This is a genomic window from Luteibacter sp. RCC_6_2 (genome assembly GCF_041360655.1).
In the GTDB taxonomy this organism is placed as follows: Bacteria; Pseudomonadota; Gammaproteobacteria; order Xanthomonadales; family Rhodanobacteraceae; genus Luteibacter.
The window spans coordinates 245435-270468 of sequence record NZ_JBFUPQ010000005.1; the positions used below are offsets into that span (position 1 = coordinate 245435).

The window sequence follows — 25034 nt, forward strand, 5'->3', positions numbered from 1 at the left end:
TCATGTCCGCGACGAATCCACTCCACGATGAAATGCTCCGGCATCGCCTGGATGCCGCCCTGGCCCAGGTCAACGGGGTGCTGCTGGGCAAGCCTCGCCAAGTGAAGCTGGCCTTCACCTGCCTCATCGCAGGCGGGCACCTGCTGCTGGAAGACGTGCCCGGGGTCGGCAAGACCACGCTCGCGCATGCGTTGGCCGCTACGTTCGATCTCGACTTCCAGCGCATCCAGTTCACCAGTGACCTCCTGCCGTCGGACATTATCGGGGTCAGCGTGTACGAGCGCGAGACCGGCGAATTCCGTTTTCATCCGGGCTCCATCTTCACCAGCCTGTTGCTGGCGGACGAGATCAACCGCGCGACGCCGAAATCGCAGAGCGCCCTGCTGGAAGCGATGGCCGAAGGCCAGGTCACCGTCGACGGCGTCACCCGCGAACTGCCGCGCCCCTTCTTCGTCGTGGCCACGCAGAATCCGCTCGACCTGGCTGGCACCTTTCCCCTGCCCGATTCGCAGCTGGATCGCTTCATGCTGCGGCTCAGCCTCGATTATCCCGACCCCGCGGCGGAACGCGCCCTGCTCACCGGCGAGGATCGCCGCGACATGATGGCGTCCCTCACGCCACGCCTCGACGTCACGGCGATCGGACAGCTGCATGCCGCGGCGCAGTCGGTGAAAGTCAGCCCCGCGCTGCTCGACTACCTGCAGGCCCTGCTTGCCGCCAGCCGGAAACACAACGAGGTGCGCGTCGGTCTTTCGCCCCGCGCCGGCCTGGCCTTGCTCGCCGCGTCGCGTTCGTGGGCCTTGTTGAGCGGTCGCGACTACGTGATCCCGGAAGACCTGCAAACGGTCTTCGTGCCGGCGGCCGCGCATCGGCTCGTCCCCGGCCGTGGCAGCCACCGTGAAGCCATCGCGCGATCGATCCTGGCCGAGACCGCGGTGCCCTGATGCCCTCACGCGCCCAGCGGCTGGTCGCCTGGGCGGAACGCCGCCTGCCTTCGCTGACCCGGTTGCGCCAACGCGAATCCCTGCCCATCCAGCTGCACCGCCGGCGCATCTACATCGTGCCGACCGGTTTCGGCGTGGGCTTCTCGGTGCTGCTCGGCGTGATGCTGGTGGGTTCGCTCAACTACGCCAACAACGCGGCGTTGATGCTCACCTGCCTGCTTGGCGCCGCTACCGCCGGCAGCATGCTCGTGGCCTTTCGTGTACTCAACGGCCTGACCATCGGCGGCCTTCGCGCCGGAACCGCGCGGGCCGGCGAATCCATCCGGGTATCGCTCGACATCGGCGCAAGCCAGCGCGAACGCATGGCCGTGCGTCTGGATATCCAGGGGCGGGAGCACGTTTTCGTCGTACCCGCCGGCGGCGCCACGACCGCGGAATTCGACCTTCCCACGGAATTTCGCGGTTGGCTGGCCCTGCCCCGCATGCGTCTGCACAGCCGCTGGCCCCTGGGCATGTTCCGCGTATGGAGTTGGCTCAATCCCGATCGCGCCGTGCTCGTCTATCCACGCCCGGAGGCGCTCGGCCCCAAACCCTTCGAACCACGTGGCGACGCCGACCGCGGACGGCCACGCCCCGGCGACGAACTGGCCTCGCTGCGCGAATACCGGCCGGGCGATCCGCGCCGGCAGATCGCCTGGAAATTGAGCGCGCGTCATCACGGCCTGTTGGTGAAGGATCTCGAGCAACCCGCCCCGCAGGAAGACTGGCGGCTGGATTGGGACGGCATGCATGGCCTCGACGACGAATCGCGCATCGCGCGCCTCGCCCGCTGGATCGACGAGGCGAGGGAAACCGGCAGGCGCTGGAGCCTGAAACTGCCGGACGGGTATTTCGACGTAGCCCAGGGCGACGAGCACTACCACCGTTGCATGACCGCCCTGGCGCTGCGGCCATGACCGGCGTCCGTCCGTCACTGCGCCGCCGGCCGACCAGCGAGCCCGTGCTCCACGCACGATCGTTCGACCTGCTCTGCCTCACCATGGGCTTCGTGCTGCTGGTCCACGCGGCGCACCTGCCATGGTGGTTGACCACCGCCCTGGGTATCGTGCTCGTCGCCCGTTGGCAGCAGCGCCGCCGCGGTGGCCGGAACGCGCCCTTCTGGATCAAGCTGCCCTTGATCGGGCTGCTGCTGGCCGCCGTCATCCTGCAGAACGGCACCTTGTTCGGACGCGAACCCGGCAGTGCCTTCGCCGTCGGCCTGCTCGTGCTCAAGCTGCTGGAGAGCGAGCACCGGCGCGATGCACGCGTCGGCATCGCGTTCGCCTGCTTCGCCTTGATGAGCGCCCTGCTCTTCGACCAGGGCCTGGTCGCCAGCCTCTTCGTGAGCCTGGGACTGGTACCGGCACTGGCCACGTTGCGCTCGCTGGAGGAAGTGGAACCGCAAGCGACGCCATGGTCACGCGAGTTCACGCCGGTACTGCTGGTGTTGCTCGCGGCCGTACCGTTGTCGCTCTTCGCGTTCCTGTTCGTACCCCGGCTCAGCACGCCGCTGTGGGGCACGCCGCAGAACAGCCAGGCGGTCACGGGCTTGTCGAACCGCCTGTCGCCCGGCGACATGCTCGACCTGATGACGGACGACACGCCGGCCCTGCGCGTCAGCTTCGACGGCCCGCCGCCACCGAATACCGCCCGTTATTTCCGCGCATACACGATGCAACAGTTCGACGGCCAGGGATGGAGTCCGGGCTCGCGCAGCACGCGGCGCCCACCGTCGGACGCCGAATACGGCAAGCGTATCGCGTACCAGGCGTCGCTCGAACCGACCCATGACCGCGTCGTGCCGATGCTCGACCTGGCGACGATGGCACCGCCCGACACCGTCCTGCGGCCGGACCATACGGTGCTGGCCAACCGGCGCATCGACGAGGTGCTGACCTTCTCCGCGCTCGCCGCCACCAGCTACCGGTTCGAACCGGTCCTGGACGAGGGTGTGCGCCGCGACAACCTGCAACTGCCGATGGGTGCCGGGCCGAAGGCACGCGAGCTGGCCGCATCCTGGGCGCAACGTTATGGCGCCGACCACGCGGCCATCGCGCGCGCCGCCCTGGCGATGTTCCATGCCGACTTCTCGTACACGCTCGCCCCCGCCCCGCTGGGCAGGGACCGGATCGACGACTTCCTGTTCCAGACGCGCGAAGGCTACTGCGAACACTTCGCCTCGACCTTCACCTTCCTCATGCGTGCGGCGGGCATTCCCGCCCGCGTGGTCACGGGTTACCAGGGTGGCTACTGGAACACCACGGGCAGCTACCTGCTGGTACGCCGGTCGGATGCGCACGCATGGTCGGAGCTCTGGCTGGAAGGCCGCGGATGGGTGCGTTTCGACCCCACCGCGTCGGTCAGGCCCGAGCGCGTGCAGTTGGGTGCTGCCGCGGCCGCGGCGGGACATGGCGGCGAGGAAGGACTGTTCGACATGCCCTGGTTGCGCAACCTGCGCGACCGCTGGGATGTCGTCAACCAATGGTGGAACCGCGGCGTTATCGGTTTCGACGCGTTGCGCCAGCAGGGACTGCTGCAGCCGTTCGGCATCGCCCATGCCGAGGTCACCGATCTTGCGCTGGTCTTTGCGGTCGGCTGTGCCTTGCTGGTGGCGGCCGCGCTGGGCTGGGCGTTGTTCCAGCGTCGTGAAGGCGATGCACTGGATGCGTGCATGCGACGGCTACAGCGAAAGCTTGCGAAGGCAGGTGTTTCGCGACGGGCCGGCGAAGGACCCAAGCATTTCCTCGCGCGCGCCGCACGCGCGCTGCCCGCGCAAAGAAATGCATTGGAAAGGTTGAGCGAGCTTTACTTGCGGTTGCGCTACGGGTATGACGAACCGCCGCCTGAATCGGTGAGCGAATTCGGTCGTGCGGTGAAGGAATTAAAGGCGCGCCGCGTGGTCAAATAACAGGCATGGTATCGGCCGTGCCCGGTGCCTCCAGGAGATGTGACATGTCCATGTACAAACCGCTGGTCATCGCCGCCGCGACGCTGGCCCTTGGCGCATGCGCCACGGTGCCGCAGCCGTTGCAGGGCCAGTTCAACGACGTATCCACGGCCGGCGCCCAGCAAGGCGGCGCGCCGGGCGCCAAGGTGCGCTGGGGCGGCGAGATCATCAAGACCGAGCCGGGCCCGCAGCAGACCTGCTTCTTCGTCCTGTCCGAGCCGCTGGACAGCGAGGCCCGCCCGACTGCCAGCAAGACCGACAGCCAGGGCCGCTTCGTGGCCTGCCGCGACGGCTTCTACGATCCGGAGGTCTTCACCCGCGGACGCGAGATCACCGTCACCGGCACCCTGCACGGCGCGGTCACGCAGAAGGTCGGCGATTTCGACTACGCCTACCCTCGCGTCGAGGCCGATGTCGTCTACCTGTGGCCCAAGCGCGTTCCGGTGACTCGTTACCCGCCAGGCTTCTACGACCCGTTCTGGGGCCCGGGCTGGGGTCCGGGTTGGGGTCCGTACGGTTATGGTCCGTGGGGCGACCCGTTCTGGTACCGCCCGCGCACGATCATCGTGCCGCGCCCGGTCCCGCACCCGCCGCCGCGCGCGCGCTGAAGGTAGAAACGAAAAAGCCGGCGAAAGCCGGCTTTTTTACGGCTCGGCTTTGCCCTCGCGTCAGGGGTGGCAGGGCAAGCTCCCTCACCCGGGTGGGAAGGGCAATTCTCAGCCCGGCGGCCAGGTCATCTGGCGGCCCGCGAGCAGGTGCACATGGATGTGGAATACGGTTTGACCACCGTGCGTGTTGGTATTGATCACGGTGCGATAACCCTTTTCCGCCAAGCCCTGCGCACGCGCATACGAAGCCGTCGCCAGCAGCAATTTGCCGAGCAACTCGGCATCGGCCGGCGTGGCATCGTCGAGCGTCGCGATCGCGCGCTTGGGAATGAACAACACGTGCACGGGCGCCTGCGGATTGAGGTCGCGGAACGCGAGCACGTCGTCATCCTCGTAGACGATATCGGCGGGAATTTCGCGGCGGACGATCTTGGCGAAGATGGTGTCGGACATGCGTCGTTTCCTTGTGGATCAGCCGAGCGATTGGCGGCTGCCGAATGCGTGGGCCAGCGTGCCGCGGTCGACGAACTCCAGCTCGCCGCCCAGGGGCACGCCATGCGCGAGGCGCGTGGCGCGGATACCCGCGGCCTTCGCCAACTGGCCGATATAGTGCGCGGTGGCCTCGCCTTCGACGGTGGGGTTCGTCGCGATGATCATCTCGTCGACCTCGCCTTCGCCGAGGCGCTCGGCCAGCAGGGGCAGGCCCAGCTCGTCCGGACCGAGTCCGTCCAGCGGCGACAGCCTGCCGAGCAGCACGAAATAGTGGCCGCGATAGCCCGTGGCCTGCTCGATCGCGGCAAGATCGGAAGGCGATTCCACCACGCAAAGCACGTGCTTGTCCCGGCTGGGGCTCGCGCATAGCGAACAGACCGGCGTCTCGCTGAAATTGCGGCAACGCGTGCAGTTGCCCACGTCGCGCATCGCCGATTCCAGTGCCGAAGCCAGACGCAGCCCGCCCTGCCGCTCGCGTTCGAGCAGGTGGAACGCCATGCGCTGCGCGCTTTTCGCACCCACGCCCGGCAGGCAACGCAGGGCGTCGATCAACTCGCCAAGCAGGCGGGAACCGTTACTCATGGTCTGGGCGGCTATCCGTCAGAACGGCATCTTGAAGCCGGGCGGCAGGTTGAGCCCGGCGGTGACGCCGCCGAGGCGGTTGCGGCTGAGTTCGGCGATCTTGTTCACCGCGTCGTTGACAGCGGCGGCGACCAGGTCCTCGGCCATCTCCGGATCGTCGGCGAAAGCCTGGCGATCGATGTGCACGGAACGCACCTCATGACCGCCGGTCATCGTCACGGTGACCAGGCCGCCACCGGCGCTGCCGGTGATTTCCGTCTTGGCGAGTTCGTCCTGCGCACGCTTCATTTCGTCTTGCATGCGCTGGGCTTGCTGCATCAGTTGACCGATTTGACCTTTCACGTTCCTGGCTCCACGGGTTTGATCGATTGCGGGATGACGCGCGCGTCGAATTCGCGCTTGAGCGTCTGTACGAGCGGGTCGGCCTCCATCGAGGCCTCCGCGTTGGCCTGTGCCTGGCTGAGTGCCTGCGCCCGGCGCTCCGCCGGTGTGCCGAGGTTGCCGTGGTCGGCGACGAAGCGGAAGCGAATGCGACGACCGAGTGCCTGCGAGACCTTTTCTTCCATCTGGCTGGTGAGCGGTTCCACCGCCAGATGCATGTGCGAGGGCATCAAGGCCAGCACCATGCTCTCGCCCTCCACGGCGCGTAGCGAGCAGTTCTGCGCCAGCTGGCCGATCGGCCCACGCAAGTTGGCGCGCTCGACGACCTCGTGCCAGTCAGGGAGACCATTGGCGTCGACGGTGATCGGGCGCGATGGCGCGGGCGGCGCCTGGGTGGCAGGCGGCGCAGGTGCCGGAGCCGCGGCGGGTGCGGCAGGCGCACGAGACGTGGGTGCGGGTGCGGCCTGCGGACGAGATGCCGGAGCGGACGCCGCCGGACGTGGCGGCGGTGCTGCCTGCGGCTGGACGGCTGGCGACGGTGCGGCGGGTGCCCGCGACGGCGCGACACCCTGCCCGGCTTCGGCCGGACGGAACGCGTACATGCGCAACAGCACCATTTCGAAACCGATACGGGCATCGGGCGCCATCGGCAGCTCACGACGGCCATTGGTGGCGATCTGGTAGTAGAGCTGAACGTCTTCCGGCGCCATGCGTTCGGCGAGCGAAGCCAGCCCGGTATCGCTTTCCTCGCCGCGATAGCCCGGCACCAGCTGGAGCAGCTGGACGCGGTGCAGCACGGTGGCCAGGTCGTCGAGCACGCCGGCGAAATCGGGCGAGAACGACGCGATGCGATCCGATTCGGCCATCAGCGCCTCGCCGTCACCAGCGGCGAGCGCCTCGAGCACGCCCAGCACCTGGCCACGCTCGACGCTGCCGAGCATGGCGCGGACATCGGCCGCGCGCAGCGAGCCGCCGCCGTAGGCGATCGCCTGGTCGAGCAGCGAAAGACCGTCGCGAAGCGAACCGTCGGCACCATGCGCGAGTTCGCCGATGGCCTCGTCTTCGTATTCGATGCCTTCCGCGCCGAGGATGTGCCGCATCTGTCCGGAGATCTGCTCCGGCAGCAGGCGCTTGAGGTTGAACTTGAGACAGCGCGACAACACCGTCACCGGCAGCTTCTGCGGATCGGTGGTGGCGAGCAGGAACTTCACGTGCGGCGGCGGCTCTTCCAGCGTCTTCAGCAAGGCGTTGAAGGCCGGCTTGGAAAGCATGTGCACCTCGTCGACCAGGTACACCTTGAAGCGTCCGCGCGAGGGCGCGTACTGCGCGTTCTCGATCACCTCTCGCACGTCGTCCACGCCGGTGTTGCTGGCCGCATCGATCTCGAGCAGGTCGACGAAGCGGCCGGCGTCCACCGCCGTGCAGACGGCGCATTCGCCACAGGGATCGGCCGATTCACCGCGCTCGCAGTTGAGTGACTTGGCGAAGATGCGCGCGATCGTGGTCTTGCCCACGCCACGGGTGCCGGTGAAGAGATAGGCATGGTGCATGCGCCCGGAGTCGAGCGCATTGGTCAGCGCGCGGACCACGTGCTCCTGACCCACGAGTTCGGCGAACTTGCGCGGGCGCCACTTGCGTGCGAGGACCTGATAGGACATGCGTAGTACCTTGGGACGACAGTGGATTGTGCCAAGGACCGGAGGGTCGCGAAAGCGTGCCCCCGAAAAGGCGATGACCCTGCCAGCCACACCCCGGCACCCGAATCGCCCGCTACCGTTGCTTCCTTCCGGACCTGGCGGAGTTTACGGACTATCGTCGCGGGGGGACCGACAGGGCCACCATAAGAGAGATAGGTGAAACTGGCGGAGAGGGCGGGATTCGAACCCGCGATACGCTATTAACGTATACACACTTTCCAGGCGTGCTCCTTAAACCACTCGGACACCTCTCCGCACTTGTACAACCTCTTCCCCGGCTTCCTGTCCGGCAAAGAAGCGGAAGGATAACGTCAGCGCTCCGGCGGGGCAAGCGGCGAGGGGCCGGATCCGCTCCAAGGTGGGAAGCGCGCTGGCGCGCGATCGGCCGAAGCGAGACCTAACCCGCCGTAGGACGCGGCAAATGCGGCTCAGGCAGCGCAAGCGACTCACCAGGCCGCGCGATCCGGTATCCGCGCGAGACCAGCGTCTCGCCATCCTCGACGCCACCGTAGTGATACAAGGCCATGCGCTCACGAACCTCGGCCGGATATTCCCGTTCCAGGTCGTCCACGCCCGTGTGCGAGGGATTGCCGATCACGCCGCAATCGTGGGCCACCAGTTCACCGTTGGCCGCGTGGATCGCCAGTGCCTCGGGCACCGGGCGTGTATCGCCGGTGTAGACGAAGCTGCCGCGCAACGCCAGGCCATACGAGGTGCCCTGCACGTGGTGGCGCGTGGGAAACACGTCGAACCACAGGCCCTCGTGCCAGAACCCGCGCGTGCACGGCACGAGATGGAAGGCCTCCCAGTAGTTCACGCCACCCTCGGCCAGCGCGCCGGGATAGTCGGCCACCCTGCCCTGCAACCAGGGCAACAGCGCCGCATGCAGGAAAACCTTGGTGCGGCCACGCAGCGCCTCGTCGAACCATAGCCGGAAGAACAGCCGCTCCATGCCGGCCACGTGGTCCATGTGCACGTGGGTGACATACAGGGCCGGTGGCGGCACTCCGTAGGTGTCCACGTAACGGTCGAGCGTGTCGGGGCCGCAATCCACCAGGAGCAACGGCTGGCGGTCGCGCTCGAGCACCACCGCCGACGATCCGAGCTCGACGGCATGCGCCGCGCCGGTGCCGAGGAAACGCAGGTCCCAGGTCATGCGCGCAGGCTCCGTTCGTACTGCTCGATCAGGGCCGGCCACCATTCGGCATCGAAGGTATCGCCGGCGGCGTCACGCGCGCCCAGCTTCACCAGCGAGCGTTTCAGGCGGGCGAGGTTCGCCTTCTGCCATCCGGCGGAGGGCTCGCGCAGGCGTCCGCGATCGAAATCGATCAGGAAGAGCCCGTCGCCATTGACCAGGATGTTGTGCGCGTTGAGGTCTGCATGCCAGGCGCCTTCGCGATGGAAGCGGGCGATGAGCTCGCCCACCCGGCCGGCCAAACCGGCATTGAAGGCGCCATCGGCGAGACGTTCCGCCAGCGTGGCGGCGTCGGGAATGCGCAAGGTGATGAGGTCGGCCGAATAACGTAGGCCGTGACGGACATAGCGCGAAGCCAGGGCCGGAGGCACGGGAAGGCCACGCCGTGCGAGTTCGACCAGGAGGCGGAATTCGCGCGCGCTGCGTGTACGCTGGGCGCCGGTGAACAGGTAACGGTCGCCGAGGAGACGCGCCATGCCACCCCGGCGATAATGCCGGAGCACGGCCTCGCCGGCGGGCGTATCGATGATCGCCACGCCGCCCCGGCCCCCGGCTTGCGCGCGCAACGCACCGCGTTCTCGCCAGCGGTGGGGCGAGAACCAGCCATCGTCGACTTGAGGTACACGGGCCGCGTCGAACAGAATCGTGCCGCCCGCGCCCTCCTCCACTCGTTGCTCTGTCATTTGCCCGGCCGCCTTCCGCGGCCACTCATCCGGTAACCCGATCCGTGTCCAGTCTACCAAGCCGTCCACTCCCGCCGGGAGATTCCAGCCTCTGCATCCTGCGCACCTCGGCCATCGGCGACGTGACCCACGTCGTTCCGCTGGTACGCACGCTGCAGGCCCAGGCGCCGGCCACCCGCCTCACCTGGATCGTCGGCAAGCTGGAACGGCGCCTGGTCGGCGACCTGCCCGGCGTGGAATTCGTCATCTTCGACAAGGGCAAGGGGCGTGAAGGCGTGCGCGAGGTGCGGCAGGCGCTGGCCGGCCGACGGTTCGACGCCCTGCTTCACATGCAGGTGGCCCTGCGCTCCAACCTGCTCAGCCTGGCGGTGAAGGCCGACCGGCGCGTCGGCTACGACCGGGCCCGTTCCAAGGACCTGCACGGGCTGTTCGTGAACGAACGGATCGAGGCGCGCACCGGTGAACACGTGCTGGATGCGATGGCCAGCTTCATCGAGCCGCTGGGCCTGAAACAGACCGAGGTGCGCTGGGACATCCCCGTGCCGGACGATGCCCACGAATGGGCCGCGGAACAGCTGCCGGGCAATACGCCGACCCTGCTGGTGAGCCCGATGTCGAGCCATACGGTGCGCAACTGGCGCGTGGAGCGCTACGCCGCGCTGATCGACCACGCCATGGCGCGTGGCATGCGCGTGGCCCTGGTCGGCGGTCCCTCCGAGGCCGAGCGCGGGCTGGCGGACGCCATCCTGGGCGCGGTCCGGCAGGCGCCGCTGGACCTGACCGGCAAGGACACGCTGAAGCGATTCATGGCCCTGCTCGCCCGCAGCGCGATGATCCTCACGCCCGATTCCGGGCCGATGCACATGGCCAACGCGGCCGGCGTGAAGGTGCTGGGGCTTCACGCCGCCAGCAATCCGCACCGCTCAGGGCCTTACTCGGACCGCCGCTGGTGCGTGGACAAGTACGACGCCGCCTCGCGGAAATTCCTCGGCAAACCCGCCTCGGAGATCCCCTGGGGAACGAAGATCGAGAAGGAAGGCGTCATGGACCTCGTCCAGGTCGACGAGATGGTCGACCGCTTCGAAGCCTGCGCCAGACACCTCCACCTGCCGCTTGTCGGCTAGTCGGGCCTGGGCTGATCAGGCCTGGGGTGCGCGGTAATCCTGGTAAGACTTCTCTTCGACCAGGGTGGAACCGAGCTTCAGGTTGATCTCGCGCTTGATCGCCGCGCGCTCGTCGTTCTCGATGTACACGGACCGGGCGAGCCGGATGAACTCGTCGTCGAAGGCCTGGGCGCGCTCCTTCATGCGGATATCGTCCTCGATCTTCCACAGGCGCTGGTTGACCGCCAGCAGGCGCGACGTTTCTTCGGCGATATCCGTTTCGGAGGCCTTGTCGTTCTTCCACGTGGCTTCGAGCAGTTCGAGCTCGTTGCGCACGTTGGCCAGCTTCGCCTCGTCCTTGATCTCCTGCAACTTGATCTGGAGGATCGTCATCTTGTCGATCAGTTCACCGTAGGAAACGGGGGTCTGGATGAGGCTCATGGAATTCTCCGGTCGGTCAGGCGCGGGAGGTTACCAGCTTTGCGGTCAAAGGGAGACGAGGCCGAAGGCGTCGAGCAGCAGGACGATGTTGAGGCTGAGCACGACGAGCGAGGCGGCGATCGCAGCGATGGTGACCGTCGGGCGGTTCGTGAACACGCCCATGATGTGGCGGCGGCTGGTGAACCAGACCAGGGCGATCATCGGGAACGGCAAGGCGATGCTCAGGGCCACCTGGCTCATCACCAGCGCTCGCGTGGCGTCCACGCCGGCGATGACCACGGCGAAGCTCGGCAACATCGTGACCGCCCGGCGCAGCCAGAGCGGAATGCGGAAGTTGACGAAGCCCTGCATGATCATCTGCCCCGCCATCGTGCCCACCACCGAGCTCGAGAAGCCCGAGGCGATCAGCGAGATGAGGAAGATCGTCGCCGCCGCGCCGCCGAGCAGTGGCACCAGGGTCTGGTAAGCCGTCTCGATCTTCGCGACGTCCGGGTGGCTTCCATGGAAGGCACCGGCCGCCATCACCACCATGGCCAGGTTGATCAGCCCCGCCACCGACAAGGCGAGGATCACCTCCAGGTTCGACAGGCCGATGATGCGCCGCCGTTCGTCCGTGGTCTTCGGGCGCGCGCGCCGCTCGGTCAGGCCAGAGTGCAGGAACAGCGCATGCGGCATCACCGTCGCACCGATGATGCCCACGGCGATCGCCACCGCCGCGCCATCGGGAAGGCTGGGCACGAAGATCTGCTGGCCGAGTGAGCGCCATCCGATCGGCGCGATGAACAATTCGGCCAGATAGGCCAATCCGACCACGCCCACGAGCGCGCCGATGGTCAGTTCGAGGCGCCGGTAACCCTTGCCCTCCAGGAGCAAGAGCGCATACGTGACGATCGCGGTGATGCCCATGCCCACCAGCAGCGGCAAGTCGAACAGCAGCGCGAGGCCGATCGCGCCACCGAGGAACTCCGCGAGATCGGTCGCCATCGCGGCCAGCTCGCTGACCACCCACATGACGTAGACCAGTGGCTTGGGCAGGTACGCGCGGCAGAGCTCCGCCAGGCTGTACCCGGTGACGATGCCCAGCCGCGCCGACAGGCTCTGGAACAGCATGGCCACGAGGTTCGCCAGCAACACCACCCAGAGCAACGCATAACCGTAGCGCGCACCGGCCTGGATGTTCGTGGCGAAGTTTCCCGGGTCGATATACGCGACCGACACGACCACGGCGGGGCCGGCGAAAGGCAACAGGGCGGAGAGCCCGCGCCGGTGCCCGTCGAGCACCTCGCGCATGGCCGGTTCTTCAGGCCGCTCGGGCGTGGCCTTCTGAAGCATGCTCAGTGCTCCGCGGTGGCGGCGTTTTCGCCGCTTGCCATCACCATACTACAGCCGCGCCGCCGGCTTGTTCGAAGGCGACGACGGCACTTCGGCCGGGGCCGCCTCGATCTCCACCGCGTGTTCGCTGGGACGGATCGGCTTGCCGCGCGCATCGGCCACGCCACGGGTGAGTTCCGCGCCCATCAGCACGATGATCGACGAGTAATAGGTCCAGGTGAGCAGCACGATGATGGCACCGGCGGGGCCATAGGCACCGCCGACGTTCGCGTACTGGATGTAGAGCCCGATGGCGTATTTGCCGGCGAGGAACAGCACCGTGGTGAGCACGGCACCGATCAAGGCCTCGCTCCAGTCGATCACGGCGTCCGGAAGCACCTTGTACATCGCGCCGAAGGCGGCGACGAACACCAGCACGGATACCGTGTACTCGATGGCTTTCCAGGTTGTGTCGTCGCCGCGGATAAGGGCCTGGATCAAGGCGCTGACGATGAATGAAACGATCAGCATGAAGGCCATGCCGCACAGCAAGGCGAAAGCCCGGGCACGCGCACGCAACCATGCTCCTACCGCCTCGCCCGGCTTCGCCTTCACGCGCCAGACGCGGTCAAGCGTGGCCTGCAATTGGGCGAATACCGCGGATGCACCGAACACCGTCACGCCGATGCTGACGATCCCTGCCAGGTCGCCGATCCGTGGATGCGACTTCGCGCTCGCTATCACGCTGTTCAAGGCCTCCGCCGCGCGCGTACCCACCACGCTGGCCAAGGCGTCCGACAACTCACCCTGCCACGCCGGGTTCAGGACGGAGACGGCCCAGACCAGCAGGAGCAACAGGGGCGCGAACGACAAGGCCGCGTAGAACGAAAGGGCCGCCGCACGGGTCATCAGTTCGTCATCGCTGAATCCGTCGACGGCGGACAGGATCGTGCGTTTCAACCCGCCCAGGGCCTTACCCATGCAAACGCTCCCCGGTCAGCGAATGCCTTCATCACGCTTGCTGAGTTCATCCATCTTCTTCTCGCCCTCCGCCGCCTTCTTGTCACGCTTCTCTTGGGCGGGCTTGTCGAGCTTGGCGACGTAATCGTCATTGCGGTCGGCCGATTGCGGTCGGTGTTTGCGGGATTCGTCTTTCACGAGGCGCTCCTGGACGGCTAGGCGGCCGGTCGGATGACCGGCATGCCGACAGCGTCGCGGGAAGCGGTTTGGTGGAACGTGGTCTTTACGTCATGGACGTGCTCACATTCGGCGGTCGCGCGTCACGCCCTCACGGTCGTTATCACCTCCCCTACATATCTCGCCTCGATGAGGTGATGAACTGAGGGGGGCATGCGCAGCGCATGGCCAACAAAGGGACTTAATCATGAAATTCCACATGGCATCGGCGGCGATAGCCATCGTCATAAGCACAACCGTTCATTCATCGCCGCAAGCGCCCGCAGGCGTCGCATCGAACATCTTTCCCAAGGCCGGCCATTACGGCGGGATGACCGTACCTGAAGGTCCGCTCGCCACGATACTTCCCAAGTTGAAGAAGCAAGCTCGGGCAGGCGATCCCGCTGCCTATGCCTCGGTGTATGCAGGCTTATCCAGATGCAGGGCCCTACGCGCATACGGGCCGGAGGAGACCGCGATCGAGTACTGCTCTGGCGTGCCGGAAAGCGACATCGCCGATGCAGGCGCTTGGCTCTCCACGGCAGCTGACAAAGGTGATGAACGAGCGATGTATGTTTTCTCTATCGCCGGCGCCCAGGAACTGCGGACGATCGATATCACCGCACGTAGCAAGTCGGCGCGATTCGACTACCGATCGCGCGCGCTCACCTACCTCACCACGCTTGCCGGGCGATGCAATGTCGACGCCATGGACGCGATCTACCGGCAAAAAATCTCGGGAGGCGACCTTTTCGGCAAGGACATACCGGGAGCCAATCTTCTGCAGCGCGAACTCATCGTGCTGTATCCGGGATTGATCTCCCTGGATGAGCGCGTAGCGGTGGCGAGCCAGATTTCACCGTCTGAAGTCATGCATGCAGACGCCGAAGCCGACATTTTTTTAAACAGCCGTTGCCGGTGAGGAAACGATCATGAGAAAGGAAGTTCTCGCTGCGATTTGTTTAATGACCAGCGGCTACGCATCTACTGCCGGACATCCATGCATTCCGCCATGGCGTGCGGCTCATCTATGGCTTTGATGAGGCCGCATCCGACGCACCGCGACGTGACGCTTCGATAGCACGTTCCACGTCGACGGCATCGCCTTCGCGAGGCGACGGCCAGACTCTGTCGTTTTCCCGCGGAACGTCATCATTTCCGATCGCCACATCTTCCGCACCAGCGGTTTCCATCAACTCCCGCAGCACCGTCTCGCTCCACTCGCCGCCCGTGATGACGGTCACCACGGACCTTCCGAGTGCTTCGGGCGCATCCGGTGTAACCGACCGGTCTGAACCGAGGCCACGCCCGCCTGAACGCCGCTGCCTATTGCGTCCGAGGTGACTGACATCGGAGAGGACATTGGACGGCGCGTTTGAGCTAGCCGGTGAATCGCCGATGCTTTCATCGGTGGCGACGACGATGCGATCGCGAGGCACGCCACGGTCGAGCATCTTGTCGACGATGGCGGCGGCGGAGAATTGGTTGGGGAAGGTGCCGGTGACGTGATGCATGGCGATGCCTGTTCGGGGAGAGCACACCGATACACCCGAGCCGGTAAATGCCGTGTCGCCGCCTCGTTTATGCCGGGCCCTTGACGCCACCCTCTTTCCTGCCAAAATGACCCACAAGTCATTAACGATGACGGAGGGTGCACCATGCTTGACGTACTCGTAGTCGGCGCAGGCCCCACCGGCCTCGTCCACGCCCTCTGGCTGCACGCCCAGGGCGTCAACGTCCGCATCATCGACAAGACCGAAGGCCCGGGAACCACGTCCCGCGCGATGGCCGTGCAATCAAGAACGCTGGAGCTCTACCGCCAGCTAGGACTCACCGACGAAGTGGTGTCCGCTGGCTTCCGCACCCCGGCCATGAATATGTGGGCACGGGGCAAGCATCGGCTCAGGGTCCCCTTGCAAGAGATCGGCACTGGTATCTCGCCGCACCCATACATCCTCGTGTATCCCCAGGATTTCCACGAGAAGACGCTCGTGGCGAAGCTCCAATCCTTCGGTATCGAGGTGGAGCGCAACACGGAACTGTTATCCCTTGAAGACAAGGGTGAGCACGTCGAAGCCCGCCTCCGCCATGCCGACGGCACGGAAGAAATCACCTCTGCCCGGTATCTGGCGGCCTGTGACGGGGCAAGCTCGACCGTTCGCAAGCAACTCGGCATCGGTTTCGAGGGCGGCACCTACCAGCATGTGTTTTATGTGGCGGACGTGGATCTCTCCGGCCTCGACAACACAGGTGAGGCGCATGTCGCCTTGAATGGCGAGGATTTCGTTGTGGTGTTGTTTTACGACAGCAGCGGCAAGGCCAGGCTCATCGGAACGGTTCGTGACGAACGGGCGGATCATCCGGAAAAACTGACCTTCGATGACGTCGGCCACGAGGCCATGGCGAGCGTCGGCATCCACGTGGACAAGGTCAACTGGTTCTCCCACTACCGGGTGCATCACCGTGTTGCCGACCACTTCCGTCAGGGCCGCGTGTTCTTGATGGGCGACGCGGCACATGTCCACAGTCCCGTCGGCGGGCAAGGCATGAACACGGGCATTCTCGATGCCATCAATCTCGCCTGGAAGCTGGAGGCCGTCATTCACGGGCAGGCGCCCGACGCCCTGCTCGATACCTATGCCACCGAACGTCAGGCGTTCGCCCACGAACTCGTGAAGACGACCGACCGGGTCTTCAGCTTGATCACCGCTGACGGCGAATTCGCCAATCTGATGCGGAGCTACGGCGTGCCATTGATCGCCGGTGCGGCGTTCAAGATCGGCAGTACACGAGAGATGCTCTTCAAGATGGTGTCGCAGACAGGCCTGGCGTACAAAGACAGCGCCTTGAGCGAGGGCCGCGCCGGTGAAGTCCAAGGAGGCGAGCGGCTTCCCTGGGTGAACGTCAACGGGCAAGACAATTTCGAGCCCCTGCCCGTCATCGGCTGGCAGGTGCATGTCTACGGTACGGCCACCGCTGAAGTAAGAGCCTGGTGTGTCCAGAACGGCGTAACGTTGCGGCAGTTTGCATGGGCCGAAGATCATGGCGAAGCGGGCTTGAAACAAGACGCCGTCTATCTGCTTCGCCCCGATACATGGGTAGCGTTGGCCGATCCCGAGGGTTCGGCCGATACGCTGGACGCCTACTTCACATCGCGCTCTTACCAGATTGGAAAGGAACAAGGCGGCGTCCGTGACTGAAAGAGAACCGAAGTGGACCCGGCGCAAGGACGCCCGTCCCCAGGAAATCATCGAGGCCGCCATCGATGAATTCGTCGCCAAGGGCTATGCCCATACCAAACTGACCGACGTGGCGAGGCGGGCCGGCGTGGTCAAGGGAACGATCTACCGGTATTTCGAAACCAAGGCGGACCTTTTCCGTGCCGTGGCGCGGCATCTTGCCTCCGAAAACCTCAAGGCCATCCAGAACACACCCGGTGCCGCCGATGTCGACGCCCTGACCCTTCTCCCCATGCTGTTGGGGCACGTGGCCGGGAAGATGAGTGACGCCAGATTGCCGGGCATCGTGCGAATGGTCTTGCTTGAGAGCCGTGCCTTTCCGGACCTTGCCAGCGTATGGCACGACGAGGTCATCACCAGGGTGGCCAGTGTTCTGACAGGAGCCATCGAACGTGGTCAGAAAGCGGGAAGCATTCGCGCAGGCGATCCGGCCTTGATGCTGTTTTCCGTGATGGGGCCGATGCTGATGGGGGTTCTTTTTCGGGAGACGTTTCCGGACAGCCCGTTTGCACCGGATCTGCATGCGCTTGGTGCGCAGCATGCGGGCGTACTTACGACCGGTCTGCGTGCGTGCTGAGTGGTCCGCTTGAACCCTATGAGTTGTCTGGTGACGACGTCGCGCCAGTAATCTGATCGAGGTTCGCGATCAGCCGGGTAAGCAAGTTTACGAATTGGCTTGCTTCGTCTTCGGTGAAGCCATTCAACGCATCACGATTCCCTTTGAACAGGGTTTCGACGGCGTCAGGCATGCGGTTCTGCGCCGCCTTTGTGAGGACGATACGGCTGCTTCGGCCATCTTCTGGATGGGGCGTTCGACGAATCCATCCATCACGCTCCATGCGAGCGAGCATTTGCGCCATCGGTGGTTGTTCGACCTTGGCGAAACGCGCCAACTCCCGTTGCGTGCTTGCCTTCCCATCCCGCAACGCGATCAGTACCGGCAACTGACCGACGCCGAACCCCAAGGGCTTGAGACGTGCCTCGCTCAGGCGAGCGAATCCTCGTGCCGCCAGGCTGATGAGGTGTCCTGGCGTTGAAAGCACGTCATTTTTCATTCCACTCATCCTCTGCCCTGCTTGACGATCAACTATATATGTACGTATATATATTGACGGACGAGTTGGCAAGTGCGGCTTATCCGCTCACTGACCGTCGCCCACCTTGAGGACTTTGCATGCCGGAAAACCACGCGAAACTTATCGAGCGTCTGTATGACCGCTTCAACGCGAGGGACATCGATGGCGTGCTCATAGCGCTTGCCGATGATGTTGCCTGGGCCAACGGCATGGATGGCGGCCATGTTCATGGGCATGAGGCTTTACGAGACTATTGGACGCGACAATGGTCAGTCGTCAGTCCACACGTCGAGCCTGTGGCGTTTCATGAAACAGACGATGGTGTCGTCTCGGTCGAGGTGATCCAGTCCGTGTTCGATCTCGACGGCCAGCCGCTGAAGGGGCAGACCCATGGATTGAAGGACAAGACGGTGATGCATGTGTTTCGGGTGGAGGGTGGGAAGGTGGTGCGCTTTGATATCGGGGACACTCCGGCCGGCCAAGATCAAACCTGTTCGCACGGCAATACGGGCACCGACTTGGATCTCATCCGTTGAGGAGTCAGTCGACGGGCATGTAGCGGAGATGGCCGATGGGGGTGCCCGCACTTCGACCGCTGTCGGCGGGATGGTTCACACCGTCGAGAACAGGGACGTCGTCGAAGTCGAACGGACTGATGCCTTCGAGGCAGGCCACATTGACACCGTACTGGGCGTTGTTGGAACGACGCCGGTGGAAGGTATAAATGCCGCACTTCGAACAAAAGTAGTGTTTCGCGGTGCCAGAGTTGAACTGGTAGACGCTGAGTGCATCTTCGCCTTGCTCGATGGTGATGCCATCGAGCTCGGCCGACACTGCAACGGCACCACGCATGCGGCAGTACGAACAGTTGCAGCGTCGCGCGGTTCGGAGCCCGTCGGTGAGTTTGACCGAAAAGCGGACGGTGCCGCAGTGACAGGCGGCTTTGGATTCGGTGATATCAGCGAGCATTGCATGACCTTCGCGCCGGATGGTTGCCGGGAGGATAGTTCCCTGCGTGGCGCCACGGGTAGCGCGGAAGTCCGGTGGGAGCCGACCCTGTCGGCGATGGGGCTTGCCTCGACCTGGCCCGCTGCCGCGGGATCGCCGACAAGGTCGGCTCCCACCAGAACATTCTCGAGCGTCCGGCTCCCCGGACTTGCATGAAGAACCAACAAAAAAGCCCGCTTTTGGCGGGCTTTTCTGTGAACTGGCGGAGAGGGTGGGATTCGAACCCACGGTACGCTTACACGTACGCCTGATTTCGAGTCAGGTACATTCGACCACTCTGCCACCTCTCCGTGAACGGTCGACGGCAGGGGTTGAGCCCTGCCGGGCCCGCAATGATAGTGGGTCTGTTCTGCCGTGACAACAGGCTTTTGATGGGGCATCCTGCCCGGGCAACGGGTGCATTGGCGCCCTCCCTTCGCTCTCCAAGGTCTCCATGATCGAGTTCGGACACGGCACGCATACGGGGCTCCGCCGTACGCGCAACGAGGACACCTATTACGCCGACGCGGGCCTGGGATTGTTCCTGGTCGTGGACGGCATGGGCGGCCACCAGCATGGCGAGGTGGCTTCGGCGACCGCCCGTGACGGGGTCGTGGCCCAGGTCGCCGCCGGGCAATCGCTGGTCGATGCGATCCAGCGGGTGAACGAGGCGCTGATCGCCCGTTCGAGCGGCATGGCTGATTCCCGCCCCATGGGCACGACCATCGCCGCCGTGCGTATCGTCGGCCGGTCCTACGAGGCCGCCTGGGTGGGCGACAGCCGAATCTACCGCTGGGACGGGGCGTTAGCCCGCCTTTCTCATGACCATTCGATCGTGGAAGCGCTGGTCGAGGCGGGCGAACTGACCGAGGCCCAAGCGCGGACGCATCCCCAGCGCAGCGTGCTGACCCAGGCGCTCGGCATCACCTCGCCCGAGCAACTGCACATCGGCCTGGCCCGTGGAGAGCTCTCGTCGGGAGCGCGGCTATTGCTGTGCACCGATGGCTTGACCGACGAAGTCGAGGACAAGCGTATCGGCGAGATCGTTTCGCGAACCGACATCGCCGCGCAGGAATGCGTGGATCACCTGATCCTGGAAGCGCTGGGCGGCAGTGCGCGCGACAACATCACGGCGATCTTGTTGCGCGCCACCGGTTAATCGCGGCGCGCAAACTCACCGGCAATTCTTGCAGATCCCGTGCACTTCCAGCGTCTGCGCCTGCGGCCGGAAGCCGAGGGCTTTCGCCTGCGCCTCGATCAACTCGGCGACGCGCTCGTCGCACACTTCCTGCGCGCACTGGCACTTGTCGCAGATCAGGAACGGCACCTGGTGCGCTTCGGCCGGATGGTGGCAGGAGACGTAGGCGTTGATCGATTCAAGCTTGTGGATGAAGCCGTTCTCGAGCAGGAAGTCGAGGGCACGGTACACGGTGGGCGGTGCCGCGTTGCCGTGTTTCTCGCGCAAGCGGTCGAGCAGGTCGTAGGCCTTCACGGGCTTGCCCGCGCCAGCGACCAGTTCGAGCACCTCGCGACGCAGCGGCGTCAGCCGCAAGCCACGCTCCGTGGAAGCATGCTCCACCGCCGCGACGAAGCCGCGGGCGTCGTCGTGGTGGTCGTGCTCGTGTCGGTGGGCGGCGTGGTTCGTCACAGGCATATCCTCATGGCCGTCATCGTAACATGAGGGCAGGTCAGCGTTTTTTCGACCCTGGCAGTGGCGGCGGCGTGCGCCGTGGCAGGAACGGCACCACCCAGCCGAACGGCCCCAGGATCAGCGCGGCGACCACGCCCGCCATGGTCCGGCCCCGCCACCAGCCCAGCAGGCCGCCGACCACCACGAAAACGACCTGCCAGAGGATCAGCTGGCCCCAGGGAACCAGGGCCATGAGGTTCATGAATATCTGCAGGAAGGCGCCCGGATCGTCCGGGTCGACGCCTTGCATGGCGCGGGCGAGCAGTTCGTTCACCGCTCACCCCCGCTCGTCCGCCGGGATTCAGGCCGCGGCACGCGCCAGCGCATCGTCGATACGCGAGAGCGCACCCTCGCGACCGGCGAGATAGATGGTGTGCTCGATCGACGGCGATACCTGGGTGCCCGTCATCGCCACGCGCAATGGCGCGGCGACCTTGCCCATGCCCAGTTCCAGCGAGGCGGCGACGCGTTCGACCGCGCCATGCACGGCTTCCGGCGTCCATTCCGGCAGTGCCGACAGCTCCTTCTTGGCGGCGTCGAGCGCGGCCGGCGCGGTGTCGGTGCGCAGGTGCTTCTCCACGGCCTTGTCGTCCCACTCGACGATCGGGCCGTACCAGATCTTGGCGCGCTCGGCCATTTCCTTGAACGTCTGCACGCGGTCGCGCAGCGCCACGACCACGTCGGCGGGATTCGGACCCTGCGTGGCGTCGATGCCGATCTTCGCCAGATGCCACGCGAGCTCGGGCCCGAGCGATGCCGGATCGTCGGTCTTCAGGTAATGCTGGTTGAGCCAGGAGAGCTTGGTCACGTCGAAACGCGACGCGGCCTTGTTGACGTCGGCGATGTCGAACAGCGCCGTCATCTCCTCCACCGAGAAGATCTCCTGGTCGCCGTGCGACCAGCCCAGCCGCACGAGGTAGTTGAGCAGCGCGTGCGGCAGGAAACCATCGTCGCGGTATTGCATCACGCTGACCGCGCCATGGCGCTTGGACAGCTTCTGGCCGTCCGGCCCGAGGATCATCGGCAGGTGCGCGAACTCCGGTACGGGTGCGCCCAGCGCCTTGTAGATGTTGATCTGCCGCGGCGTATTGTTGACGTGGTCGTCGCCACGGATCACCTCGGTGATGCCCATGTCGATGTCGTCGACGACCACCGCGAAGTTGTAGGTGGGAAAGCCGTCCGAACGGAAGATCACCAGGTCGTCCAGCTCTTCGTTCGACCACTCGATGCGACCCTTCACCTTGTCGTCGAAGACGACGCTGCCCGAGGTCGGGTTCTTGAAGCGGATGACGCGATTGGGATCGTCGCGCAACGGCTCGTTGCGATCGCGGTAGTAGCCGTTGTAACGCGGCTTCACGCCGGCGGCCATCGCCGCGTTGCGCATCTCCTCGATCTCTTCCTTCGACTCGTAGGCGTAATACGCCTTGCCCTCGCGCAGCAGCTGGTCGGCCACTTCGCGGTAACGGTCCATACGCAGCGTCTGGTAGTACGGGCCTTCGTCGTGCGTCAGGCCGAGCCAGGACATGCCGTCGAGGATCGCCTGCACGGCTTCCTGCGTGGAACGCTCGCGATCGGTGTCCTCGATGCGCAGCACGAACTCGCCGCCGCGACGGCGGGCTTCCAGCCAGCAGTACAACGCGGTGCGCGCGCCGCCGATATGAAGGTAGCCGGTGGGACTGGGAGCGAAACGGGTGCGGACGGTCATCGTGGGGGTCATCGGGCGGACAAGCGGGCGATTTTAACCGATACGGCCCGTTTCCACGCCGGTCGCTGTCATCTGCCGGTCATGCCGTCATAACCGGCGCGACACGGCGGAAGGCCAGCATGAGCCAACCAGGCCAGTAGGGGCACCGCCATGCGCGTCGGCATCGTCACCGAGACCTATGCACCGGACGTCAACGGTGTCGCCCTGACCGTCCAGTCGCTCGCCCGCGGTCTCGTCCGCCGCGGCCACTCCGTCGACCTCGTCCGCCCGATCCACCCGGCGACCCCGCCGTTGGCCGATGCCGGGATGGACGTACTGGCCGTGGAAGGCGCCGCGGTGCCTCGCTATGCCGGCCTGCGCTTCGGCCTGCCCTCCCGCTTTCGCATCGAGCGCCGCTGGCGCTCCGACAGGCCGGATGCCATCTATGTGGCCACGGAAGGCCCCCTGGGCTGGAGCGCCGTCAGCGCCGCACGCCGCCTCGGCATCCCGGTGGCCACCGGCTTTCATACCCGCTTCGACTTCTATGTCGGCCACTACGGCTTCGGCGCGTTGACGCCGCTGGTGCGCCACTACCTCGCCCGCTTCCACCGTCGCGCCCAGACCACCCTGGTGCCGACCGGCCAACTCGCCGGTGAACTCAACGACCTCGGCGTGCACGACGTGCGCGTGCTGCGACGCGCCGTCGACACCCAGCGATTCCACCCGGAACGCCGCGACGAAAGCCTGCGCGCCTCCTGGGGTGCGTCGGCCGATGCGCCGGTACTGCTCAGCGTCGGACGCATCGCGCCGGAGAAGAACCTGCACGTGGTGATCGATGCCTTCCGCGCCCTCGCCCGCCGCACACCCGGAGCACGCTGCGTGATCGTCGGCGACGGTCCCGGCCGCGCGGCGCTCGAAGCCGCCAATCCCGACATCGTCTTCGCCGGCACCCGCCGTGGCGACGAACTGGCCGCCTACTACGCCAGCGCCGACCTCTTCGTCTTCCCGAGCCTGACCGAGACCTTCGGCAACGTCGTACTCGAGGCGATGGCCTCGGGCGTTCCGGTGGTCGCCTATGCGGAAGCCGCCGCGCGTGAGTTCATCCGCAACGGCCAGAACGGCATTCGTGTCGCGCCGGGCAACGAAGGCGGGCTAGTCGAACGTGCCGCCGCGCTGGGCGCCGATGCCACGGTGCGCGCCGCCATGGGCGTCGCCGCGCGCAATTCGGTGGCCGGCCTCTCGCCGGAGTCGGTCGTGGCCGAGTTCGAATCGATCATGCAATCCCTCGCCGAGGAGCACGTCCATGAACGCAGCACCGCCGTCGCCGCGTAGGGCGAACCTGGACCGCCGCATGTGCCTCGCCGCCAACCGTTGGGGCGCGCGCCGGGCGATCGGCATCTTCTTCGGCGCCATCAGCCGCCTGGGCGATGGCGTGTTCTGGTATGCGCTGATGAGCGTCATCGCCCTCGTGGGCGGCTGGCATGGCGTGGCCGTGGCGGTGCAGATGGCGATCACCGGCCTCACGGCGCTGATGCTCTATCGCGTGCTGAAGCGCTGGACGCGACGTCCGCGTCCCTTCCGCACCTGCCCCGGCGTGATCGCTCACGTGCCGCCGCTGGACGAGTTCAGCTTTCCTTCGGGACACACGCTGCAAGCGGTGTCGTTCACCGTCGTGGCGGTGGCGCATTACCCCGTGCTGGCGCCGTTCCTGATCGGTTTCGCCGCCCTCGTCGGCGCATCGCGCGTCGTGCTCGGCCTGCACTACCCCAGCGACGTGCTCGCAGCCACCGCCATCGGCGGTGGACTGGGCACGTTGTCGCTGTGGGCGGAGCGCGTGCTGGTCTGATCCCCGGGGATCAACCAACCATCAAGCGGCGGCGCGCGGCGCCTTCTGCAGGATGCCGAGAATCGAACCGAGCTTGTCGCGCATCTCGCGACGATCGACGATCACGTCCACCGCGCCATGGTCGACGAGGAATTCCGAGCGCTGGAAACCTTCCGGCAAGGTCTCGCGCACCGTCTGCTCGATGACGCGCGGACCGGCGAAGCCGATCAGTGCCTTCGGCTCGGCCACGTTGAGATCGCCCAGCATGCCCAGGCTCGCCGATACGCCACCGGTGGTGGGATGGGTGAGCACCGAGATATAGGGAACGCCCGCGTCGCGCATGCGTGCGAGGGCGGCCGAGGTCTTCGCCATCTGCATCAGCGAGAACAGGCCTTCCTGCATGCGTGCACCGCCCGTGGCGGAGAAGCACACGAGGCCGCTCTTTTCGGCGAGCGCCTTCTCGGCGGCGCGCGCGAACTTCTCGCCCACCACCGAACCCATCGAGCCACCCATGAAGGAGAACTCGAAGGCCACCGCGACGAGCGGACGCTCCAGCAGGCGTCCGGACATCGCGATCAGCGCGTCCTTCTCACCGGTGTTCTTCTGCGCGGCGGCGACGCGGTCCTTGTACTTCTTCTGGTCCTTGAACTTCAGCGCGTCGACCGCTTCCATCTTCGGCCACAGTTCGGTGGTGCTGCCTTCGTCGAAGAAGGCGGCGAGGCGCGCGCGCGCGGAGATCGCGTGGTGATGGCCGCACTTCGGGCAGACCATCAGCGACTTTTCGAGCTCCGGCTTGTAGAGCACGGTGCCGCAACCGGCGCACTTCTCCCACACACCCTCGGGCACCTTGCCCTTGCCACCGGCCGCGCTGGGTGCGCGGGTCTTCGGCGTCATGATTTTCTGCAGCCAGTTCATCGTGTCTCTCCGAGTATCT

The 25034-nt window shown here is 65.7% G+C and carries 29 protein-coding genes, 2 tRNA genes and 1 other RNA gene; 12 read left to right on the top strand and 20 right to left on the bottom strand.

All coding sequences use genetic code 11. The annotated features are described in order from the left end of the window. The first annotated feature begins 2 nt into the window (after nt 1–2). The 4 genes from AB6730_RS07400 to AB6730_RS07415 are packed head-to-tail and all read left to right on the top strand — an operon-like array spanning nt 3 to nt 4538. A complete protein-coding gene (locus tag AB6730_RS07400) occupies nt 3–944 on the top strand; it encodes an AAA family ATPase (protein ID WP_371023007.1) in 942 nt (313 codons plus the stop codon). Next, the gene (locus AB6730_RS07405; protein WP_371023008.1) at nt 944–1900 is read left to right on the top strand and encodes a DUF58 domain-containing protein; all 957 of its coding nucleotides are present in this window, start codon (nt 944–946) and stop codon (nt 1898–1900) included. Before AB6730_RS07400 ends, AB6730_RS07405 begins: the two co-directional genes overlap by 1 nt. After that, complete coding sequence (locus AB6730_RS07410) at nt 1897–3891, top strand: DUF3488 and DUF4129 domain-containing transglutaminase family protein (RefSeq protein WP_371023009.1); 1995 nt, start codon at nt 1897–1899, stop codon at nt 3889–3891. The genes AB6730_RS07405 and AB6730_RS07410 overlap by 4 nt, the downstream gene beginning before the upstream one ends. A 44-nt stretch (nt 3892–3935) precedes the next feature. Then, nucleotides 3936–4538 (top strand): Slp family lipoprotein, encoded by a 603-nt coding sequence (locus AB6730_RS07415; protein WP_371023010.1) that lies wholly within the window; start codon nt 3936–3938, stop codon nt 4536–4538. 108 nt (nt 4539–4646) lie between these two features. Here AB6730_RS07415 and AB6730_RS07420 read toward each other — a convergent pair whose 3' ends face one another. From AB6730_RS07420 to AB6730_RS07455, 8 genes are all read right to left on the bottom strand, one after another. Then, nucleotides 4647–4991, bottom strand: coding sequence for a histidine triad nucleotide-binding protein (locus AB6730_RS07420; RefSeq protein WP_371023011.1), 345 nt, complete (start codon nt 4989–4991; stop codon nt 4647–4649). A gap of 18 nt (nt 4992–5009) precedes the next feature. Beyond that, nucleotides 5010–5612, bottom strand: a complete 603-nt coding sequence (gene recR, locus AB6730_RS07425; protein WP_371023012.1) for a recombination mediator RecR — start codon at nt 5610–5612, stop codon at nt 5010–5012. 18 nt (nt 5613–5630) lie between these two features. After that, the gene (locus AB6730_RS07430) at nt 5631–5954 is read right to left on the bottom strand and encodes a YbaB/EbfC family nucleoid-associated protein (protein WP_306847417.1); all 324 of its coding nucleotides are present in this window, start codon (nt 5952–5954) and stop codon (nt 5631–5633) included. Then, nucleotides 5951–7651, bottom strand: a complete 1701-nt coding sequence (gene dnaX, locus AB6730_RS07435; protein ID WP_371023013.1) for a DNA polymerase III subunit gamma/tau — start codon at nt 7649–7651, stop codon at nt 5951–5953. Before dnaX ends, AB6730_RS07430 begins: the two co-directional genes overlap by 4 nt. A 77-nt stretch (nt 7652–7728) precedes the next feature. Next, nucleotides 7729–7825, bottom strand: an RNA gene (gene ffs / locus AB6730_RS07440) — signal recognition particle sRNA small type. 28 nt (nt 7826–7853) lie between these two features. Beyond that, nucleotides 7854–7944: transfer RNA gene (locus AB6730_RS07445), tRNA-Ser, on the bottom strand. Nucleotides 7945–8087: 143 nt separating this feature from the next. Continuing rightward, nucleotides 8088–8846, bottom strand: a complete 759-nt coding sequence (locus tag AB6730_RS07450; protein WP_371023014.1) for an MBL fold metallo-hydrolase — start codon at nt 8844–8846, stop codon at nt 8088–8090. Next, the gene (locus AB6730_RS07455) at nt 8843–9568 is read right to left on the bottom strand and encodes a 3-deoxy-D-manno-octulosonic acid kinase (RefSeq protein ID WP_371023015.1); all 726 of its coding nucleotides are present in this window, start codon (nt 9566–9568) and stop codon (nt 8843–8845) included. The genes AB6730_RS07450 and AB6730_RS07455 overlap by 4 nt, the downstream gene beginning before the upstream one ends. A 44-nt stretch (nt 9569–9612) precedes the next feature. On the opposite strand from AB6730_RS07455, the gene AB6730_RS07460 reads away from it, so the two are divergent. Next, nucleotides 9613–10692 (top strand): glycosyltransferase family 9 protein, encoded by a 1080-nt coding sequence (locus AB6730_RS07460; RefSeq protein WP_371023016.1) that lies wholly within the window; start codon nt 9613–9615, stop codon nt 10690–10692. Between the two features lie 15 nt (nt 10693–10707). On the opposite strand, the gene AB6730_RS07465 is transcribed toward AB6730_RS07460, so the two are convergent. The 4 genes from AB6730_RS07465 to AB6730_RS07480 are packed head-to-tail and all read right to left on the bottom strand — an operon-like array spanning nt 10708 to nt 13581. Then, nucleotides 10708–11112: a DUF6165 family protein gene (locus tag AB6730_RS07465; protein ID WP_371023017.1), complete on the bottom strand. Its 405-nt coding sequence runs from the start codon at nt 11110–11112 to the stop codon at nt 10708–10710. Nucleotides 11113–11157: 45 nt separating this feature from the next. Then, a complete protein-coding gene (locus tag AB6730_RS07470; protein ID WP_371023018.1) occupies nt 11158–12444 on the bottom strand; it encodes an Nramp family divalent metal transporter in 1287 nt (428 codons plus the stop codon). 48 nt (nt 12445–12492) lie between these two features. Next, entirely contained in the window at nt 12493–13404 is a 912-nt protein-coding gene (locus tag AB6730_RS07475) for a YihY/virulence factor BrkB family protein (RefSeq protein ID WP_371023019.1), read from the bottom strand. Nucleotides 13405–13419: 15 nt separating this feature from the next. Beyond that, a complete protein-coding gene (locus AB6730_RS07480) occupies nt 13420–13581 on the bottom strand; it encodes a hypothetical protein (RefSeq protein WP_371023020.1) in 162 nt (53 codons plus the stop codon). 226 nt (nt 13582–13807) lie between these two features. On the opposite strand from AB6730_RS07480, the gene AB6730_RS07485 reads away from it, so the two are divergent. Beyond that, nucleotides 13808–14521 carry a hypothetical protein gene (locus tag AB6730_RS07485; protein WP_371023021.1) on the top strand — a complete coding sequence of 238 codons (714 nt, stop codon included), beginning with the start codon at nt 13808–13810 and terminating at the stop codon, nt 14519–14521. Nucleotides 14522–14627: 106 nt separating this feature from the next. On the opposite strand, the gene AB6730_RS07490 is transcribed toward AB6730_RS07485, so the two are convergent. Beyond that, nucleotides 14628–15305, bottom strand: coding sequence for a hypothetical protein (locus AB6730_RS07490; RefSeq protein WP_371023022.1), 678 nt, complete (start codon nt 15303–15305; stop codon nt 14628–14630). Here AB6730_RS07490 and AB6730_RS07495 point away from each other — a divergent pair. Further along, the gene (locus tag AB6730_RS07495) at nt 15258–16799 is read left to right on the top strand and encodes an FAD-dependent monooxygenase (RefSeq protein ID WP_371023023.1); all 1542 of its coding nucleotides are present in this window, start codon (nt 15258–15260) and stop codon (nt 16797–16799) included. The genes AB6730_RS07490 and AB6730_RS07495 overlap by 48 nt on opposite strands. Beyond that, nucleotides 16792–17415 (top strand): TetR/AcrR family transcriptional regulator, encoded by a 624-nt coding sequence (locus AB6730_RS07500; RefSeq protein ID WP_371023024.1) that lies wholly within the window; start codon nt 16792–16794, stop codon nt 17413–17415. Before AB6730_RS07495 ends, AB6730_RS07500 begins: the two co-directional genes overlap by 8 nt. Nucleotides 17416–17431: 16 nt before the next feature. Here the strand turns inward: AB6730_RS07500 and AB6730_RS07505 are convergent, their stop codons facing one another. Continuing rightward, a complete protein-coding gene (locus tag AB6730_RS07505) occupies nt 17432–17893 on the bottom strand; it encodes a MarR family winged helix-turn-helix transcriptional regulator (RefSeq protein ID WP_371023025.1) in 462 nt (153 codons plus the stop codon). Between the two features lie 119 nt (nt 17894–18012). On the opposite strand from AB6730_RS07505, the gene AB6730_RS07510 reads away from it, so the two are divergent. Beyond that, a complete protein-coding gene (locus tag AB6730_RS07510; RefSeq protein WP_371023026.1) occupies nt 18013–18450 on the top strand; it encodes a nuclear transport factor 2 family protein in 438 nt (145 codons plus the stop codon). A 4-nt stretch (nt 18451–18454) separates the two neighbouring features. On the opposite strand, the gene AB6730_RS07515 is transcribed toward AB6730_RS07510, so the two are convergent. Then, nucleotides 18455–18883 carry a GFA family protein gene (locus tag AB6730_RS07515; RefSeq protein WP_371023027.1) on the bottom strand — a complete coding sequence of 143 codons (429 nt, stop codon included), beginning with the start codon at nt 18881–18883 and terminating at the stop codon, nt 18455–18457. Nucleotides 18884–19122: 239 nt separating this feature from the next. After that, nucleotides 19123–19212 (bottom strand) — tRNA-Ser (locus AB6730_RS07520). A gap of 143 nt (nt 19213–19355) precedes the next feature. On the opposite strand from AB6730_RS07520, the gene AB6730_RS07525 reads away from it, so the two are divergent. Further along, nucleotides 19356–20060, top strand: coding sequence for a PP2C family serine/threonine-protein phosphatase (locus tag AB6730_RS07525; RefSeq protein ID WP_371023028.1), 705 nt, complete (start codon nt 19356–19358; stop codon nt 20058–20060). A 15-nt stretch (nt 20061–20075) separates the two neighbouring features. On the opposite strand, the gene AB6730_RS07530 is transcribed toward AB6730_RS07525, so the two are convergent. Genes AB6730_RS07530 through gltX form a run of 3 tightly spaced genes read right to left on the bottom strand, consistent with a single transcriptional unit; the run spans nt 20076 to nt 22296 of the window. After that, nucleotides 20076–20549: a transcriptional repressor gene (locus tag AB6730_RS07530; RefSeq protein ID WP_371023029.1), complete on the bottom strand. Its 474-nt coding sequence runs from the start codon at nt 20547–20549 to the stop codon at nt 20076–20078. A gap of 40 nt (nt 20550–20589) precedes the next feature. Then, nucleotides 20590–20865 (bottom strand): hypothetical protein, encoded by a 276-nt coding sequence (locus AB6730_RS07535; protein WP_371023030.1) that lies wholly within the window; start codon nt 20863–20865, stop codon nt 20590–20592. A gap of 27 nt (nt 20866–20892) precedes the next feature. Next, nucleotides 20893–22296, bottom strand: a complete 1404-nt coding sequence (gltX, locus tag AB6730_RS07540) for a glutamate--tRNA ligase (protein ID WP_371023031.1) — start codon at nt 22294–22296, stop codon at nt 20893–20895. Nucleotides 22297–22446: 150 nt separating this feature from the next. On the opposite strand from gltX, the gene AB6730_RS07545 reads away from it, so the two are divergent. Further along, entirely contained in the window at nt 22447–23607 is a 1161-nt protein-coding gene (locus AB6730_RS07545; RefSeq protein ID WP_371023032.1) for a glycosyltransferase family 4 protein, read from the top strand. Beyond that, nucleotides 23579–24121, top strand: coding sequence for a phosphatase PAP2 family protein (locus AB6730_RS07550; RefSeq protein ID WP_371023033.1), 543 nt, complete (start codon nt 23579–23581; stop codon nt 24119–24121). Before AB6730_RS07545 ends, AB6730_RS07550 begins: the two co-directional genes overlap by 29 nt. Nucleotides 24122–24142: 21 nt before the next feature. On the opposite strand, the gene accD is transcribed toward AB6730_RS07550, so the two are convergent. Continuing rightward, a complete protein-coding gene (accD, locus tag AB6730_RS07555; protein WP_306847461.1) occupies nt 24143–25015 on the bottom strand; it encodes an acetyl-CoA carboxylase, carboxyltransferase subunit beta in 873 nt (290 codons plus the stop codon). Between the last annotated feature and the right edge of the window lie 19 nt (nt 25016–25034).

Bases quoted from the DNA above. Each gene is read 5' to 3' on its own strand.
- AB6730_RS07400 (WP_371023007.1), top strand. From the start codon at position 3: ATGTCCGCGACGAATCCACTCCACGATGAAATGCTCCGGCATCGCCTG.
- AB6730_RS07405 (WP_371023008.1), top strand. From the start codon at position 944: ATGCCCTCACGCGCCCAGCGGCTGGTCGCCTGGGCGGAACGCCGCCTG.
- AB6730_RS07410 (WP_371023009.1), top strand. From the start codon at position 1,897: ATGACCGGCGTCCGTCCGTCACTGCGCCGCCGGCCGACCAGCGAGCCC.
- AB6730_RS07415 (WP_371023010.1), top strand. From the start codon at position 3,936: ATGTCCATGTACAAACCGCTGGTCATCGCCGCCGCGACGCTGGCCCTT.
- AB6730_RS07420 (WP_371023011.1), bottom strand. From the start codon at position 4,991: ATGTCCGACACCATCTTCGCCAAGATCGTCCGCCGCGAAATTCCCGCC.
- recR (WP_371023012.1), bottom strand. From the start codon at position 5,612: ATGAGTAACGGTTCCCGCCTGCTTGGCGAGTTGATCGACGCCCTGCGT.
- dnaX (WP_371023013.1), bottom strand. From the start codon at position 7,651: ATGTCCTATCAGGTCCTCGCACGCAAGTGGCGCCCGCGCAAGTTCGCC.
- AB6730_RS07450 (WP_371023014.1), bottom strand. From the start codon at position 8,846: ATGACCTGGGACCTGCGTTTCCTCGGCACCGGCGCGGCGCATGCCGTC.
- AB6730_RS07455 (WP_371023015.1), bottom strand. From the start codon at position 9,568: ATGACAGAGCAACGAGTGGAGGAGGGCGCGGGCGGCACGATTCTGTTC.
- AB6730_RS07465 (WP_371023017.1), bottom strand. From the start codon at position 11,112: ATGAGCCTCATCCAGACCCCCGTTTCCTACGGTGAACTGATCGACAAG.
- AB6730_RS07470 (WP_371023018.1), bottom strand. From the start codon at position 12,444: ATGCTTCAGAAGGCCACGCCCGAGCGGCCTGAAGAACCGGCCATGCGC.
- AB6730_RS07475 (WP_371023019.1), bottom strand. From the start codon at position 13,404: ATGGGTAAGGCCCTGGGCGGGTTGAAACGCACGATCCTGTCCGCCGTC.
- AB6730_RS07485 (WP_371023021.1), top strand. From the start codon at position 13,808: ATGAAATTCCACATGGCATCGGCGGCGATAGCCATCGTCATAAGCACA.
- AB6730_RS07495 (WP_371023023.1), top strand. From the start codon at position 15,258: ATGCTTGACGTACTCGTAGTCGGCGCAGGCCCCACCGGCCTCGTCCAC.
- AB6730_RS07505 (WP_371023025.1), bottom strand. From the start codon at position 17,893: ATGAAAAATGACGTGCTTTCAACGCCAGGACACCTCATCAGCCTGGCG.
- AB6730_RS07510 (WP_371023026.1), top strand. From the start codon at position 18,013: ATGCCGGAAAACCACGCGAAACTTATCGAGCGTCTGTATGACCGCTTC.
- AB6730_RS07515 (WP_371023027.1), bottom strand. From the start codon at position 18,883: ATGCTCGCTGATATCACCGAATCCAAAGCCGCCTGTCACTGCGGCACC.
- AB6730_RS07525 (WP_371023028.1), top strand. From the start codon at position 19,356: ATGATCGAGTTCGGACACGGCACGCATACGGGGCTCCGCCGTACGCGC.
- gltX (WP_371023031.1), bottom strand. From the start codon at position 22,296: ATGACCGTCCGCACCCGTTTCGCTCCCAGTCCCACCGGCTACCTTCAT.
- AB6730_RS07545 (WP_371023032.1), top strand. From the start codon at position 22,447: ATGCGCGTCGGCATCGTCACCGAGACCTATGCACCGGACGTCAACGGT.
- AB6730_RS07550 (WP_371023033.1), top strand. From the start codon at position 23,579: ATGAACGCAGCACCGCCGTCGCCGCGTAGGGCGAACCTGGACCGCCGC.
- accD (WP_306847461.1), bottom strand. From the start codon at position 25,015: ATGAACTGGCTGCAGAAAATCATGACGCCGAAGACCCGCGCACCCAGC.